Annotated in this window: 14 protein-coding genes and 1 tRNA gene; 6 read left to right on the top strand and 9 right to left on the bottom strand. The window is 66.2% G+C overall.

Annotation, left to right across the window (positions count from 1 at the left end; translation table 11 throughout):
• Positions 1–30: 30 nt before the first annotated feature.
• A complete protein-coding gene (gene rpoB, locus ACODSL_RS05280; protein WP_488899588.1) occupies positions 31–4,119 on the bottom strand; it encodes a DNA-directed RNA polymerase subunit beta in 4,089 nt (1,362 codons plus the stop codon).
• A 283-nt stretch (positions 4,120–4,402) separates the two neighbouring features.
• A complete protein-coding gene (locus ACODSL_RS05285; RefSeq protein ID WP_488899589.1) occupies positions 4,403–4,561 on the bottom strand; it encodes a hypothetical protein in 159 nt (52 codons plus the stop codon).
• Positions 4,562–4,661: 100 nt separating this feature from the next.
• Here ACODSL_RS05285 and ACODSL_RS05290 point away from each other — a divergent pair, with 100 nt between their 5' ends.
• Entirely contained in the window at positions 4,662–6,593 is a 1,932-nt protein-coding gene (locus ACODSL_RS05290) for a M61 family metallopeptidase (RefSeq protein ID WP_488899590.1), read from the top strand.
• Between the two features lie 161 nt (positions 6,594–6,754).
• Here the strand turns inward: ACODSL_RS05290 and rplL are convergent, their stop codons facing one another.
• Together rplL and rplJ are read right to left on the bottom strand one after the other, a co-directional pair.
• Complete coding sequence (rplL, locus tag ACODSL_RS05295) at positions 6,755–7,138, bottom strand: 50S ribosomal protein L7/L12 (RefSeq protein ID WP_488899591.1); 384 nt, start codon at positions 7,136–7,138, stop codon at positions 6,755–6,757.
• 45 nt (positions 7,139–7,183) lie between these two features.
• Positions 7,184–7,699: a 50S ribosomal protein L10 gene (gene rplJ, locus ACODSL_RS05300; RefSeq protein ID WP_488899592.1), complete on the bottom strand. Its 516-nt coding sequence runs from the start codon at positions 7,697–7,699 to the stop codon at positions 7,184–7,186.
• Between the two features lie 372 nt (positions 7,700–8,071).
• Between rplJ and ACODSL_RS05305 the strand changes: the two genes are divergently transcribed.
• Positions 8,072–8,614 carry a lipocalin family protein gene (locus ACODSL_RS05305; protein WP_488899593.1) on the top strand — a complete coding sequence of 181 codons (543 nt, stop codon included), beginning with the start codon at positions 8,072–8,074 and terminating at the stop codon, positions 8,612–8,614.
• Positions 8,615–8,758: 144 nt separating this feature from the next.
• The gene (locus ACODSL_RS05310) at positions 8,759–9,031 is read left to right on the top strand and encodes a hypothetical protein (protein WP_488899594.1); all 273 of its coding nucleotides are present in this window, start codon (positions 8,759–8,761) and stop codon (positions 9,029–9,031) included.
• A gap of 68 nt (positions 9,032–9,099) precedes the next feature.
• Here ACODSL_RS05310 and rplA read toward each other — a convergent pair whose 3' ends face one another.
• The 5 genes from rplA to ACODSL_RS05335 form a co-directional block, all read right to left on the bottom strand.
• Entirely contained in the window at positions 9,100–9,789 is a 690-nt protein-coding gene (gene rplA / locus ACODSL_RS05315; protein WP_488899595.1) for a 50S ribosomal protein L1, read from the bottom strand.
• 4 nt (positions 9,790–9,793) lie between these two features.
• A complete protein-coding gene (rplK, locus tag ACODSL_RS05320) occupies positions 9,794–10,225 on the bottom strand; it encodes a 50S ribosomal protein L11 (RefSeq protein WP_488899596.1) in 432 nt (143 codons plus the stop codon).
• A gap of 274 nt (positions 10,226–10,499) precedes the next feature.
• Entirely contained in the window at positions 10,500–11,078 is a 579-nt protein-coding gene (gene nusG, locus ACODSL_RS05325) for a transcription termination/antitermination protein NusG (RefSeq protein WP_488899597.1), read from the bottom strand.
• A gap of 4 nt (positions 11,079–11,082) precedes the next feature.
• Entirely contained in the window at positions 11,083–11,397 is a 315-nt protein-coding gene (secE, locus tag ACODSL_RS05330; RefSeq protein WP_488899598.1) for a preprotein translocase subunit SecE, read from the bottom strand.
• Positions 11,398–11,457: 60 nt separating this feature from the next.
• Positions 11,458–11,533, bottom strand: a tRNA-Trp gene (locus tag ACODSL_RS05335).
• A 144-nt stretch (positions 11,534–11,677) separates the two neighbouring features.
• Here ACODSL_RS05335 and ACODSL_RS05340 point away from each other — a divergent pair.
• The 3 genes from ACODSL_RS05340 to ACODSL_RS05350 all read left to right on the top strand — a co-directional run bounded on the left by ACODSL_RS05340 (position 11,678) and on the right by ACODSL_RS05350 (position 13,967).
• Entirely contained in the window at positions 11,678–11,839 is a 162-nt protein-coding gene (locus ACODSL_RS05340; RefSeq protein ID WP_488899599.1) for a hypothetical protein, read from the top strand.
• Between the two features lie 108 nt (positions 11,840–11,947).
• Positions 11,948–12,766, top strand: coding sequence for a ferredoxin--NADP reductase (locus tag ACODSL_RS05345; RefSeq protein ID WP_488899600.1), 819 nt, complete (start codon positions 11,948–11,950; stop codon positions 12,764–12,766).
• Complete coding sequence (locus ACODSL_RS05350; RefSeq protein ID WP_488899601.1) at positions 12,756–13,967, top strand: molybdopterin molybdotransferase MoeA; 1,212 nt, start codon at positions 12,756–12,758, stop codon at positions 13,965–13,967. Before ACODSL_RS05345 ends, ACODSL_RS05350 begins: the two co-directional genes overlap by 11 nt.
• The last annotated feature ends 28 nt before the right edge of the window (positions 13,968–13,995 follow it).

Here is a 13,995-nt window from a genome sequence, read left to right on the forward strand (position 1 = left end):
CTCCCCTGGCCGGGGAGGGGGTCTTGATCGTCAGCTGTTTTCGAGTTCGACGTTCAGGCCGAGGGAGCGCATTTCCTTGACCAGCACGTTGAAGCTTTCCGGGATACCGGCTTCGAAGGTGTCGTCGCCGCGCACGATGGACTCGTAGACCTTCGTACGGCCGGCCACGTCGTCCGACTTCACCGTCAGCATTTCCTGCAGGGTGTAGGCGGCGCCGTAGGCTTCCAGCGCCCACACTTCCATTTCCCCGAAGCGCTGACCGCCGAACTGCGCCTTGCCGCCCAGCGGTTGCTGGGTGACGAGCGAGTAGGGGCCGATCGAACGGGCGTGGATCTTGTCGTCCACCAGGTGGTGCAGTTTCAGCATGTAGATGTAGCCGACCGTGACCGGGCGACGGAACTGTTCGCCGGTCTGGCCGTCGAACAGGACCGACTGACCCGAGCGGTGCAGACCGGCGGACGCGAGGAGGTCCTCGATGTCCGGGATGTGCGCGCCGTCGAAGACCGGAGTCGCGAAGGGCACGCCCTTGCTGAGGTTCTTCGCCAGCTCGATCAGCTCGAGTTCGTCGTCCGGAAGTTCTTCGTCCGGACCGTAGATCTCGCGCAGACGATCCTGGAGGGCCTTCTTCTGCCCGCCATTCTGCCAGGCTTCCAGCAGGTTCGCGATCTGCTTGCCCAGACCCGCCGCGGCCCAGCCGAGGTGGGTTTCGAAGATCTGACCGACGTTCATGCGCGACGGCACGCCCAGCGGGTTCAGCACGACGTCGACGGCGGTGCCGTCTTCCAGGTGCGGCATGTCCTCGATCGGCAGGATCTTGGAGATAACGCCCTTGTTGCCGTGACGGCCGGCCATCTTGTCGCCCGGCTGAAGCTTGCGCTTCACGGCGACGAAGACCTTGACCATCTTCATCACGCCCGGAGGCAGTTCGTCGCCACGCTGCAGCTTGTCGACCTTGTCCTCGAAACGACGGTCGAGGCGCTTGCGGGCTTCGTCGAACTGGCGGCGCAGGGCCTCCAGTTCGCCCATGGCCTTCTCGTCGTCGAGGGCGATCTGCCACCACAGGCCCGGCGCGATCTCTTCGAGCTTGTCGGCCGAGACTTCGCCGCGACCCAGGCCCTTGGGACCGGAGACGGCGACCTTGCCGACGATCAGCTCGCGCAGACGCGCGGTCATGTTGCGGTTCAGGATGGCGAACTCGTCGTCGCGGTCCTTGCCCAGGCGTTCGATTTCAGCCCGCTCGATGGCGAGCGCACGTTCGTCCTTGTCGACGCCATGCCGGTTGAACACCCGCACTTCGACGACCGTGCCGGCGACGCCCGGGGGCAGACGCAGGGAGGTGTCGCGGACGTCCGAAGCCTTCTCGCCGAAGATGGCGCGCAGCAGCTTCTCTTCCGGGGTCATCGGGCTTTCGCCCTTGGGCGTGACCTTGCCGACCAGGATGTCGCCCGGCAGGACCTCGGCGCCGATCGCCACGATGCCCGCTTCGTCGAGGTTGCGCAGGGCTTCCTCGCCGACGTTGGGGATGTCGCGGGTGATTTCTTCCGGACCCAGCTTGGTGTCGCGGGCCATGACCTCGAATTCCTCGAGATGGATCGAGGTGAAGACGTCATCGCGCACGATGCGCTCGGAGATCAGGATCGAGTCCTCGAAGTTGTAGCCGTTCCACGGCATGAACGCGACGAGGGCGTTGCGGCCCAGGGCGAGTTCGCCGAGATCGGTCGAGGGACCGTCGGCGACGATGTCGCCGGCGTTGATCCGGTCACCCACGCGGACCAGCGGGCGCTGGTTGATGCAGGTGTTCTGGTTGGAGCGCTGGAACTTCGACAGGCGGTAGATGTCGACGCCCGACTTGGTGGGGTCGGTCTCTTCCGTGGCGCGGATGACGATACGCGTACCGTCGATCTGCTCGACCACGCCCTTGCGGCGAGCGATCACGACAGCGCCGGAGTCCCGGGCCACCACGTCTTCCATGCCGGTGCCGACGAGCGGCGCGTCCGACTGGATCAGCGGAACGGCCTGACGCTGCATGTTCGAGCCCATGAGGGCGCGGTTGGCGTCATCGTTTTCCAGGAACGGGATCAGGGCGGCGGCGACCGAGACGACCTGCTTGGGCGAAACGTCCATCAGGTCGACCTGCTCGCGCTGGAGCAGACCGGGTTCGCCGTTCACACGTCCGGGAACCAGGTCATCGGCGATCATGCCGTTTTCCATCCGGATGTTGGCCTGGGCGATGACGTGCTTCGCCTCTTCCATGGCCGACATGTAGACGACCTCGGCCTGGGGCTTGCCGTCGGTCACGCGGCGGTACGGGCTTTCGATGAAGCCGTACTTGTTCACCCGCGCGTGGGTGGCCAGCGAGTTGATCAGACCGATGTTCGGGCCTTCAGGCGTTTCGATCGGGCAGATCCGGCCGTAGTGGGTCGGGTGCACGTCGCGGACTTCGAAGCCGGCGCGTTCGCGCGTCAGACCGCCCGGGCCAAGCGCCGAGAGGCGGCGCTTGTGGGTGATTTCCGACAGCGGGTTCGTCTGGTCCATGAACTGCGACAGCTGCGAGGAGCCGAAGAATTCGCGGACCGCCGCGGCGGCCGGCTTGGCGTTGATCAGGTCGTGCGGCATCACGGTGTCGATGTCGACGGACGACATGCGTTCCTTGATGGCGCGTTCCATGCGCAGCAGACCGACGCGGTACTGGTTCTCCAGCAGCTCGCCGACCGAACGGACCCGGCGGTTGCCGAGGTTGTCGATGTCGTCGATTTCGCCGCGGCCGTCGCGCAGGCCCACGAGGACCTTCAGGACTTCCAGCACGTCTTCCTTGCGCAGGACGCGGACGTCGTCGCCGACATCCTGTTCCAGACGCATGTTCATTTTCACGCGACCGACCGAGCTGAGGTCGTAGCGCTCCTGGTCGAAGAACAGCGACTTGAACATCGCTTCGGCGGCTTCGACCGTCGGCGGCTCACCCGGGCGCATGACGCGGTAGATGTCGAACAGCGCGTCCTCGCGGATGGCGTTCTTGTCGACCCGCAGGGTGTTGCGCATGTAGGCGCCGACCGTGACGTGGTCGATGTCGAGCACGTCGATGGTGGTGAAGCCCTTCTCTTCGAGGACCTCGATGATCGCCGCGTCGAGCTCGTCGCCGGCTTCGGCGTAGATCTCGCCCGTTTCCGGGTTCACTTCATCGCGGGCCAGGTAGCGACCGACCAGCGCGTCGGGCGACAGCAGCAGGGTCTTCAGGCCGCTGTCCGCCAGCTTCTTGGCGGCGCGGGCGCTGATCTTGGCGCCGGCGGCGGCCACTTCTTCACCCGTGTCGGCGTCGATCAGGGCGAATTCCGGCTTCACGCCGCGCCAGCGCTCGGGCTTGTACGGGGTGGCCCAGCCGCCCGGCTTGCCCTTCTTCTCTTCGCGCTTTTCGAACGGCACGACGTCGTAGAAGGTCGTCAGGATTTCTTCGCCGTCCATGCCCAGACCGTACAGGAAGGTCGTGGCCGGCAGCTTGCGGCGGCGGTCGATGCGGACATAGACGATGTCCTTGGCGTCGAACTCGAAGTCCAGCCAGGAGCCGCGGTAGGGAATGACGCGGGCGGCGAACAGCAGCTTGCCCGAGCTGTGGGTCTTGCCCTTGTCGTGGTCGAAGAACACGCCGGGCGACCGGTGCATCTGCGAGACGATCACGCGCTCGGTGCCGTTGACGATGAACGTGCCCTTGTCCGTCATGAGCGGGATATCGCCCATGTAGACGTCCTGCTCCTTGATATCCTTGACGGAGCGGGCGCCGGTCTCTTCTTCCGTCTCGAACACGATGAGGCGGAGCTTGACCTTCAGCGGCGCGGCATAGGTCATGTCGCGCTGAATGCACTCTTCAACGTCGTACTTCGGCTCCTCGAATTCGTACGAGACGTATTCGAGCACCGCGCGCTCATTGAAGTCCTTGATCGGGAAGACGGACTTGAAGACCGCCTCGATCCCCTCGTCACGACGTTCGCCGCTGCGCACTTCGCGCTGCAGGAACTGTTCGTAGGAGGAGCGCTGAACCTCGATCAGGTTCGGCATCTGCACAGCTTCGGGGATACGGCCGAAAGACTTCCGGATCCGCTTCTTGCCGGTGAAGGATTGCGCCATGTTTTTCCCTGCGTGCGCGGCGGGACTCCGCGCGTAAAGTGTCTTGTCGCGTCCACCCTCGGCTCTCCCGGCATAACCGGGAGCGGACACAAGACGATGCTCCTGGCGTTACAGGAGCGCCCCTTCGCACCGGTCGGAGGGCTATGACCGGGCCATCGGGCTACGCGCGCGAAAAATCGCTTCTCAGTTGAACGGTTTTTCCGCGAGGGAGCGGATATAGGGGAAAGCCGGACGGAAGGGAAGGCCCGTCTTCAGACTTTTGTAAGGGGAGCGGCGCGCGCCCTCAGGTCTTGCGCAGCGCCTTGACCGCCAGCGAGCCGGCGAAGCCGATCAGGCAGACGAAGAAGGCGGCCTTGGCCGCGAAGCCGGCCACATCGACCACAAAGCCGAGAATGCCGGCGATGATCATGACAACGAGAAAGACGCCTGCGAGCTTGAGCATGACCGGGAAACGCCGGTCGGCGAGTTTGGGTTCCAACGCCCTTGCGACACAACCAGACGACGGCTCAAATGCGGCCAACCTTCCCCATGAGTTGTTTGCCGTGATCAGACGCACCCTTTCCGCTCTCGCCATCGCGAGCCTGGCCGCCATTCCCGCCTTCGCGCAGCAGAGTCCCGGCCCGCAGCCGGCCGCGATGCCCGCGGAAATCCCGGCGGCCAAGGACACGCCCTACCCCGGCACGCTCAAGCTGGCGGTCGACGCCACCGACCTGGACCGCCGCATCTTCCGGGTGACGGAGACCATCCCGGTCGCCAAAGCCGGGCCGATGGTCCTGCTCTATCCCGAATGGCTGCCGGGCGCCCACGCGCCGCGCGGACAGCTGGAGAAAGTCGCCGGCCTTCAGATCACGGCGAACGGCCAGCCCGTGCGCTGGGTCCGCGACCCCGTCGAGGTCTACGCCCTGCATGTCGACGTCCCGGAAGGCGCAAAATCGCTGGAACTGGAGTTCCAGTTCCTGTCGGCGACCGCCGCCGACCAGGGTCGGGTCGTGGTGTCCCAGGAGATGCTGAACCTGCAATGGAACTCCACGGCCTTCTATCCGGCCGGCTGGTTCACCCGGCAGATCCCGGTCGACGCCAGCGTGACCCTGCCGACGGGGTGGAAATTCGGCACGGCGCTCGAAGTCGCGAGCCAGGCCGGCGACACAACCACCTTCAGGACGGTCAGCTTCGAAACGCTCGTCGACTCACCGATGATGGCCGGGCGCTACTATCGCCAGTTCGATCTCGATCCCGGCGGCCGGTCACCGGTGCGGCTGAACGTGGTCGCCGACCGCCCTGACCTCCTTGAGGCCAGCGACGAGCAGATCCAGAAATACCGCAACATGGTCGTTCAGTCAGACCGGCTGTTCGGGGCCCGGCATTTTGACCACTACGATGTCCTGCTGGCGCTTACGGACCGCATCGGCGGGATCGGCCTGGAGCACCATCGCTCGACCGAGGTCGGCTCACCGCCGGAGCTCTTCACCGACTGGGACCGGCTGGCCTCGCGGCGGAACACCATTCCCCACGAATACAGCCACAGCTGGGTCGGCAAGTTCCGGCGCGGCGCGGACCTTTGGACGCCCGACTACTCCACGCCGATGCGCGACAGCCTGCTGTGGGTCTACGAAGGCCAGGATCAGTACTGGGGCTACGTCCTGGCTGCCCGCGCCGGCATCGTCAGCCGCCAGGAGACCCTCGACGCCATCGCCCTGACCGCCGCCACCTACGACTACCGGGTCGGACGGCAATGGCGACCGGTCGAGGACACGACCAATGACCCGGTCATCTCGGCCCGCAAGCCGAAGGGCTGGCTCAGCTGGCAGCGCAACGAGGACTACTATTCCGAAGGCCAGCTGATCTGGCTCGACGCCGACACCCTGATCCGTGAGCGAACGGGCGGAAAGAAGTCGCTCGACGACTTCGCCAAGGCGTTCTTCGGCATCGACGACGGATCCTGGACGCCGGTCACCTACACCTTCGAGGACGTCGTCGCCGCGCTCAACGCGGTGACGCCCTATGACTGGGCCGGCTTCCTGAAGACGCGACTGGAGGGCTTCGGCCCGGCGCCACTGGATGGTCTGGCCCGCGGCGGCTACCGTCTGGTCTGGAAGGACAAGCCCAGCGCCTACGGCAAGGCAGCCGAGACCGCCGCCAAGACGACCGACCTGACCTGGTCGGTAGGCCTGACGCTGAACGCCACCGGTGCGATCACAGCCGTCCAGTGGGATGGACCGGCCTTCAAGGCCGGCCTGATCGTCGGCGCCCAGCTCGTCGCCGTGAACGGTGAGACCTGGAGCGGCGAGCGGCTCAAGCGGATCATTACTGCGGCGAAAGACGGGGCGACGCCCATCGAGCTGATCGTCAAGACCGGAGAGCAGTACCGGGTCGTGCGCCTCGCCTGGACGGGCGGACTGCGTTACCCGCAACTGGAGCGGATCGAAGGAACGCCCGACCGGCTGGGCGACATCCTCGCGCCACGGAAGAAGTAGCGCCCAACGAAAACGGGCCCGGGGGTTTCCCCCCGGGCCCGTTCACTATTCTCGTCATCCTCGGGCTTGTCCCGAGGATCCATGCACACCGGGGTGGGCATGGACCCCCGGAACCAGTCCGGGGGTAGTCCGCGGGCGCGCTAGGGCGCGCGCCCTGCGAACTACTTGATGGTGACGGACGCGCCGGCTTCGGTCAGCTTCTTGGCGACTTCTTCGGCGTTTTGCTTCGAGACGTTTTCGACGACGTTCTGCGGAGCGCCTTCGACCAGGTCCTTGGCTTCCTTCAGGCCGAGGTCCGGACGGACGCCGCGGACTTCCTTGATCACGTTGATCTTCTTGTCGCCACCGGCGGTCAGAACAACGGTGAACTCGGTTTGCTCTTCAGCGGCTTCAACCGGAGCAGCAGCGGCCGGACCAGCGGCGGCCACGGCGACCGGAGCGGCGGCGGAGACGCCCCACTTTTCTTCCAGCAGCTTGGCCAGGTCAGCGGCTTCAAGCACGGTCAGGGAGGACAGATCCTCAACGATCTTATCAAGCTTCGACATGTGTCAGTTTCCTTGGGGTTCAGAGATAGGCGGAGATGACCGGATTCAGGCCGCTTCCTTGGCTGCGTAAGCGCCAATGACGCGGGCGAGCTGGGACGCCGGAGCCTGGATAACGCCCGCCACCTTGGTGGCCGGAGCTTGCAGGACGCCGATAATCTTGGCTCGCAGCTGGTCGAGGGACGGCAGGGTGGCCAGCGCCTTGATGGCGTTCTGGTCGAGCACGTCCGAACCCATGAGGCCGCCGACGACAGTGAACTTGTCATTGTCCTTGGCGTACTGGGTCACGACCTTGGCGGCGGAAACAGGATCCGGCGCATAGGCGATGGCGACAGGGCCGGTGAAGAGGGCGTCGCCCGCTTCGCCGACCGAACCGGCCAGGGCCTTCTGGGCCAGGGTGTTTTTCACCACCTTGATCTGCGCGCCCTCCTTGCGGAGGCGAAGGCGCAGGTCGGTCATTTCCGCAACGGTGAGACCCATGTAGTGGGTCACGACCACGGCGCCGGCATCGGCGAAAACGCCCTTGAGCGTCTCGATCGATTCCGCTTTTTGTGCGCGGTTCATTGCGGTCTCCTGGATCAACGACGCCCGGACCATCCGGACGCCGGTAAGCGTGCAACCCGCACGCGGGATCGCTCCCGAAGGCGGGTTACGGTAGGCCTGTCCCAAGGAAGTTCAGCCGAAGCGCTCCGCGCCATTGGGGCGGAGTCTTGCAAGCGTCTCTATCCCCGCCTCCCTGCGCTGAAGGGGGGCTCCCCTTCGGTTACGACGATGGTGACCCCATCGCCGCGCAGTTCTCGGACAGGTCGCTTCCGGGCGAGCCCGGATGCGGAAGTGGGCGCGTATAGAGGAAGGCGGGCGGAAACTCAAGCCGGGAGCCAATCCGGAAGAGAGCCGTTTGCGTACACCGTTCAAACCATCCGCCAGGAAGACCAGATGTCCAGAGCCCTGCCCCGCTTCGCTATCGCCCTGGCCGCCGCGCTCTCCGCCTGCTCCGGTGCATCCGGCCAGGCCGTCGTTCCGCAACCGGCCAAGCCGGTCGAGCTCGGCCTCTATCTGGGCAAATGGTACGAACTGGCCCGGTACGACATGGTCTTCGAGCGCGGCTGCGAGGGCGTTACGGCGGAATACGCCCTGAAGCCTGACGGCATGGTTCGAGTCCTGAACACCTGCCGCAAGGGCGCGCCGAACGGCCCGATAAAGACGGCCGAGGGCAAGGCCCGGGTCGTTCCGGACAGCGCCGGCGCCAAGCTCAAGGTGTCGTTCTTCGGGCCGTTCTACGCCGACTACTGGGTGCTGGACCGGGCGGACGACTACAGTTGGGCCATCGTCGGCGAACCGACGCGGAAGTATCTCTGGATTCTCAGCCGCGACGCCACGCCCGGCGCCGAAGCGACGGCCGCGCTCGTCGCGCGCACCGCCGCCCTCGGCTATGACACCGGCAAGCTTCACATGACGCAGCAGCCGCCCGCGCCTTAAACTGCTGGAATCCGGACAGATTTTCGCCCTGCTGTGGAACTATCCACAGGTTGTCCCCATTTAGGGATCAGGATCGCGAAGCCGATCAGACTTCCGGACGCGGGCGCGCCGAACGCTGGCCCCGCCGCCGTTGAAAGCTGCCCCATGAAGATGGCTCCCTCCCCGGGCCTCACCGCCTCCTGGACCGGCCTCGACGTCCGCCGCCTGCGCGCCTTCGCGCCGGAACCGGTCCAGACGCCGCGCGGCCGCCACGCCCAGCTGCTGACCATCGCCGCCGCGCGACGGCTGCGCTCCGTCGAACGCAACGGCCTCGGCCGAACGGAAGACGCCGTCTACTGGAAGGCCGTGGCGCCGAGCGCGGTGTTCAAGGCCGCCGAACTGCGCGCCGACGACACCTTTCCGCCCCTGCCCGCCTGAGCTCCGAACGCAGAACGGGCGGGCCCTCGCGAGCCCGCCCGTCCCTTGTCTTGCGACAGGTCTGACCCTTACGGGTTGACCGAAGCCGTATCGACCTTCACGCCCGGACCCATGGTCGAGGAGAGCGAGATCTTCTTGATGTAGGTGCCCTTGGCGCCCGACGGCTTGGCCTTGGACAGCGCGTCCACGAGGGCCTTGACGTTGGCGAGCAGGGCTTCGTCGGTGAACGAGGCCTTGCCGATGCCGGCGTGGACGATGCCCGCCTTCTCGACGCGGAACTCGATGGCGCCGCCCTTGGCGTCCTTGACGGCCTGACCGACGTTCGGCGTGACCGTGCCGACGCGCGGGTTGGGCATCAGGCCGCGCGGGCCCAGCACCTTACCCAGACGGCCGACGAGGGCCATCATGTCGGGGGTCGCGATGACGCGGTCAAAGTCCATGAAGCCGCCCTGGATACGCTCGACCAGGTCTTCGGCGCCAACGACGTCCGCACCGGCGGCGAGGGCTTCAGCGGCCTTGGCGTCCTTGGCGATGACGGCGACGCGGACGTCACGGCCGGTGCCCGAAGGCAGGCCGACAACGCCACGGACCTGCTGGTCGGCGTGACGCGGGTCGACACCCAGGTTGACCGAGATCTCGATCGACTCGTCGAACTTGGCCGTGGCGTTGGCCTTGACCAGTTTCACGGCGTCCTCGACCGAGTGGATCGTGTCACGATCGCCGGTCCAGGCTTGAATGCGCTTTGCTTGCTTCGGCATGTGCTTAGGCCTCCACGATCTGCAGGCCCATCGAACGGGCGGAGCCCTCGATGATGCGGGCGGCGGCCTCAACGTCATTGGCGTTGAGGTCCTTCATCTTGCCTTCGGCGATCTCGCGCAGCTGCGTGCGGGTGATCGTGCCGGCGGACTCACGGCCCGGCTTGGTCGAGCCGGACTTGAGGCCCAGGGCCAGCTTGATGAAGTGGGTCGCGGGCGGGGTCTTGGTGATGAAGGTGAACGACTTGTCCTGATAGACGGTGATGACCGTCGGCAGGGGGGTGCCCTTCACTTCCTTTTCGGTGCGTGCGTTGAACTCCTTGCAGAAGCCCATGATGTTCACGCCGCGCTGGCCGAGCGCCGGCCCGATGGGCGGCGAAGGCGTGGCGGACCCGGCGGCCACCTGCAACTTGATGTAGCCCAAGATCTTCTTGGCCATCTCTGTCTCCGTTAAGCGACGCTAGTCAAAGCGCCTATGCGGCCGTGGTGCGGGCAGACCCCTCCCACGGATTTGAACCCGGGCCGAGACCCGGGAAGCGGCGGCGTGTAGCAGGTGAAGATGCATGGAGCAACCTCACCCCCCGTCCGTCATCCTCGCCCTTGTGGCGAGGATCCCTCCCTGAGCCGCACGTGCGGCGATCCAGCCTGATGCTGTCGGGAGGTGGATAGAGGGGTCCTCGGGACAAGCCCGAGGATGACGATTGTAGATAGGATCAGCTGATCTTTTCGACCTGGCTGTATTCCAGCTCGACCGGCGTGGCGCGGCCGAAGATCGACACGGCGACGTGCAGGCGGGCGCGGTCTTCGTCGACCTGTTCCACGGTGCCGTTGAAGCTGGCGAAGGGACCGTCGGTGACGCGGACCTGCTCGCCGATCTCGAAGCTGATCGTGGGCTTCGGCCGCTCGACGCCTTCCTCGATCGCGCCGACGATGCGCTGGACTTCCTTTTCGGAGACCGGCATCGGTTTGGCCGCGCTGCCCAGGAAGCCGGTGACCTTCGGCGTGTTCTTGACCAGGTGATAGGCTTCGTCGGTCAGGTCCATTTTCACCAGCACGTAGCCGGGGAAAAACTTGCGCTCGGAATTGACCTTCCGGCCGCGGCGGACTTCCACCACGTCTTCGGTCGGCACGAGGATTTCCGAGAAGCAGTCTTCCAGACCCTGGTTCTTGGCCTGGTCACGGATGTGCTCCGCCACCTTCTTCTCGAAGTTCGAGTAGGCGTGGACGATGTACCACTTGTGGTGCGGATTGGACGGGGCCTTAACAACGGCCTCGGCGGTCTGGCTGGTCATGGCGTTATCCCGCGTTCGCGAGTTTGAGGAGCATCGCGACGCCGGCGCTGAGCAGCCAGTCCACCACGAAGAAGAACAGGGCCGCGATCACGACCATGATGAAGACCATCACCGAGGTGATCCAGGTCTCCTTGCGGCTCGTCCAGGTGATCTTGCGCGCTTCGGCGCGGACCTCACGGAAGAACAGGGCCGGATTGAACGGCTTTTTCGGCGCGGCGGGCGCGGCCGCGGGGGCGTGTCCAGCAGGCGCGGCGACGACAGCGGCGGCCTTTGCGGCGCGCTGTTTCATCGCGGCGAGATTGCCCGTTTTCTTTGCCATTGGACGGGTTGAAACTCTTTCAACTGGCCGAAGCGCGACCATCGCGCTCCGTATATGGGGTGGCAGGAGTGGAGGGATTCGAACCCCCGGCCCTCGGTTTTGGAGACCGATGCTCTACCAGCTGAGCTACACTCCTCCAGCAACGCCAAGAACGCCCGAGGGAATCCCCTGAGGCGCGCCCGGCCGACCGGAAGCCGCGCGATGTAGCAGCAGGCGCCTTTCGGGGCAAGCGGAGCAAAGCCCCTCGAAGCGCGTTTCCGATGTTGAACCGGAGGCCGACATGTCTGAGCCCAGAGCCAAGAACCTCGAAGTCGAGAACGAGAACCTCCGCAACCCCTCCGACGACGGCGCGCCGAGGCCCGCCACCGAGCCGGCCGGCTCGGCGGAGTCGGTGCGCACCCCGAAGACAGAGACCGACCCGGGGTCCGGCGAACAGACCTGACAGCGAGCCTGACTCCCGTCCGAGACTTCCTCACGTTGACATCGCCTCGTGCGGCATCACATGGAGAGCGCGGCGGCCCTTCGCGGGTCTTCAGGGAATCCCAGTGTGATGACGACGGCCGAAGCCCAGGCGGCGCCCGTGAAGGCGAGCCCCTTCTTTGAAGAGACGGTGCTGTGGGTGAAGCACTGGACGGATCGCCTGTTCAGCTTCGCGATCACCCGGCCGGAGAGCTTCCGTTTCCGTTCCGGCGAGTTCGTGATGATCGGCCTGCCCGGTGAAGACGGCGGCAAGCCCGTGTTGCGCGCCTATTCGATCGCCAGCCCGGCCTGGTCCGACACGCTCGAATTCCTGTCGATCAAGGTCCAGGACGGCCCCCTCACCTCCCGCCTCCAGCACATCCAGCCGGGCGACATCGTCCTGATGGGCAAGAAGCCGACCGGCACGCTGGTGCTGGATGCGGTCAAGGGCGGCAAACGGCTGTTCCTGTTCGGCACCGGCACCGGCCTGGCGCCGTGGCTGTCGGTGGCCCGGGATCCGGACGCCTTCTCGCGCTTCGAGAAGGTCTACGTCTGCCACGGCGTGCGCCAGGTGAATGAACTGGCCTACCGCGACCTTTTCACCCGCGAAATCCACGACGATCCGCTGGTCGGTGACGAAGCGAAGGCGCAGCTGATCTACTATCCAACCGTGACCCGCGAGCCGTTCGAGCATCAGGGCCGGTTCCCGGACCTGATCAACTCCGGCCAGTTCTTCCGAGACCTGGGCCTCGACGAGGACCGCTTCAATCCGGCCGAAGACCGGGTGATGCTCTGCGGCAGCATGGACTTCATCAAGGACATGGCCGCCGTCATGGAAAGCCAGGGCATGACCGAGGGGTCGAACGCCGAGCCGGGCGACTTCGTGCTCGAACGGGCCTTTGTCGGCTAATCCCATCCGCGGCCCCCGCAACCTGAGCGTCGAGGACGCCCGGGCGCGGATGCTCGCCCGTGTCGTCGCGCTTGAGGCGGAAGCCGTCGACCTTGGCGATGCGGATGGCCGGGTGCTGGCCGAAGCCATCGCCGCCATCCGGGACCAGCCGCCGTTCGACGCCTCGGCCATGGACGGCTGGGCGGTCAAGCGCGCCGATTTTAGACACGAGACACGCCTGGCGATCGTCGGCGAGAGCGCGGCGGGTCGCGGGTATGACCCCATCATGCGGACTGGTCAGGCCGTACGCATCTTCACCGGCGCCCCGGTTCCCGCCGGCGCTGACCTGGTGATCATCCAGGAGAACGCCCAACACGAAGGCGATCTCGTGCGCCTCGGTCCGGCCGGCGAGGGCGGGACCAATATCCGGCCGCGCGGCGGCGACTTCCGGGCCGGCGCGACCCTGCTCGACGCGGGCGTCAGGCTCGATCCCTGGCGGCTGTCGCTGGCCGCAGCCGCCGGACGCGCCGAGGTCCAGGTAGCGCGAAGGCCGCGCATCGCCGTGCTGGCGACCGGCGAGGAACTGGCCGCCCCCGGCGGCGACGCAGGGCCATTTCAGATCTATGAGTCCGGCGGCGCGGGCCTGCTGCCGATGATCCGCCGTTGGGGCGGGCTATCCACCCGCCTCGCGCCGGCCGGCGACACGCTGGAAGCCATTGTCGCCGCTGTGCGGGACATCAACGCCGAGGTGATTGTCACCGTGGGCGGCGCCTCGGTTGGCGACTACGACCTGGTCAAGCCGGCGATGGCCACCCTGGGCCTCGAACTCGACGTCGAGTCGGTCAATGTCCGTCCGGGCAAGCCGACCTGGTTTGGACGCCTGGGTGACGGCCGGCTTGTTCTTGGCCTGCCCGGCAACCCGGCCTCGGCCTTCGTCTGCGCGGAACTGTTCCTCAAGCCCCTCATCCTGGCGATGCAGGGCGACGTCAGGCCGCACCGGATGGAAACCGCGCGGCTGGCCGTCGACCAACCCGCCAACGGCCCGCGCGAGCACTGGATGCGCGCCCGCATCGGTCCGGACGGCCTGACGCCCTTCCCGGACCAGGACTCCTCACTGGTGACGGTGTTTGCGGCGGCGGACGCGCTCGTGCGCCGACTGCCGGCCGCGCCGGCCGCGGCTGCCGGGGAAATCGTCGATATCCTGAGACTTGATCGGGCCTGACGCCGCGGCTTAGGCCGATGTTCACAAA

This window comes from Caulobacter sp. FG121, assembly GCF_057809815.1.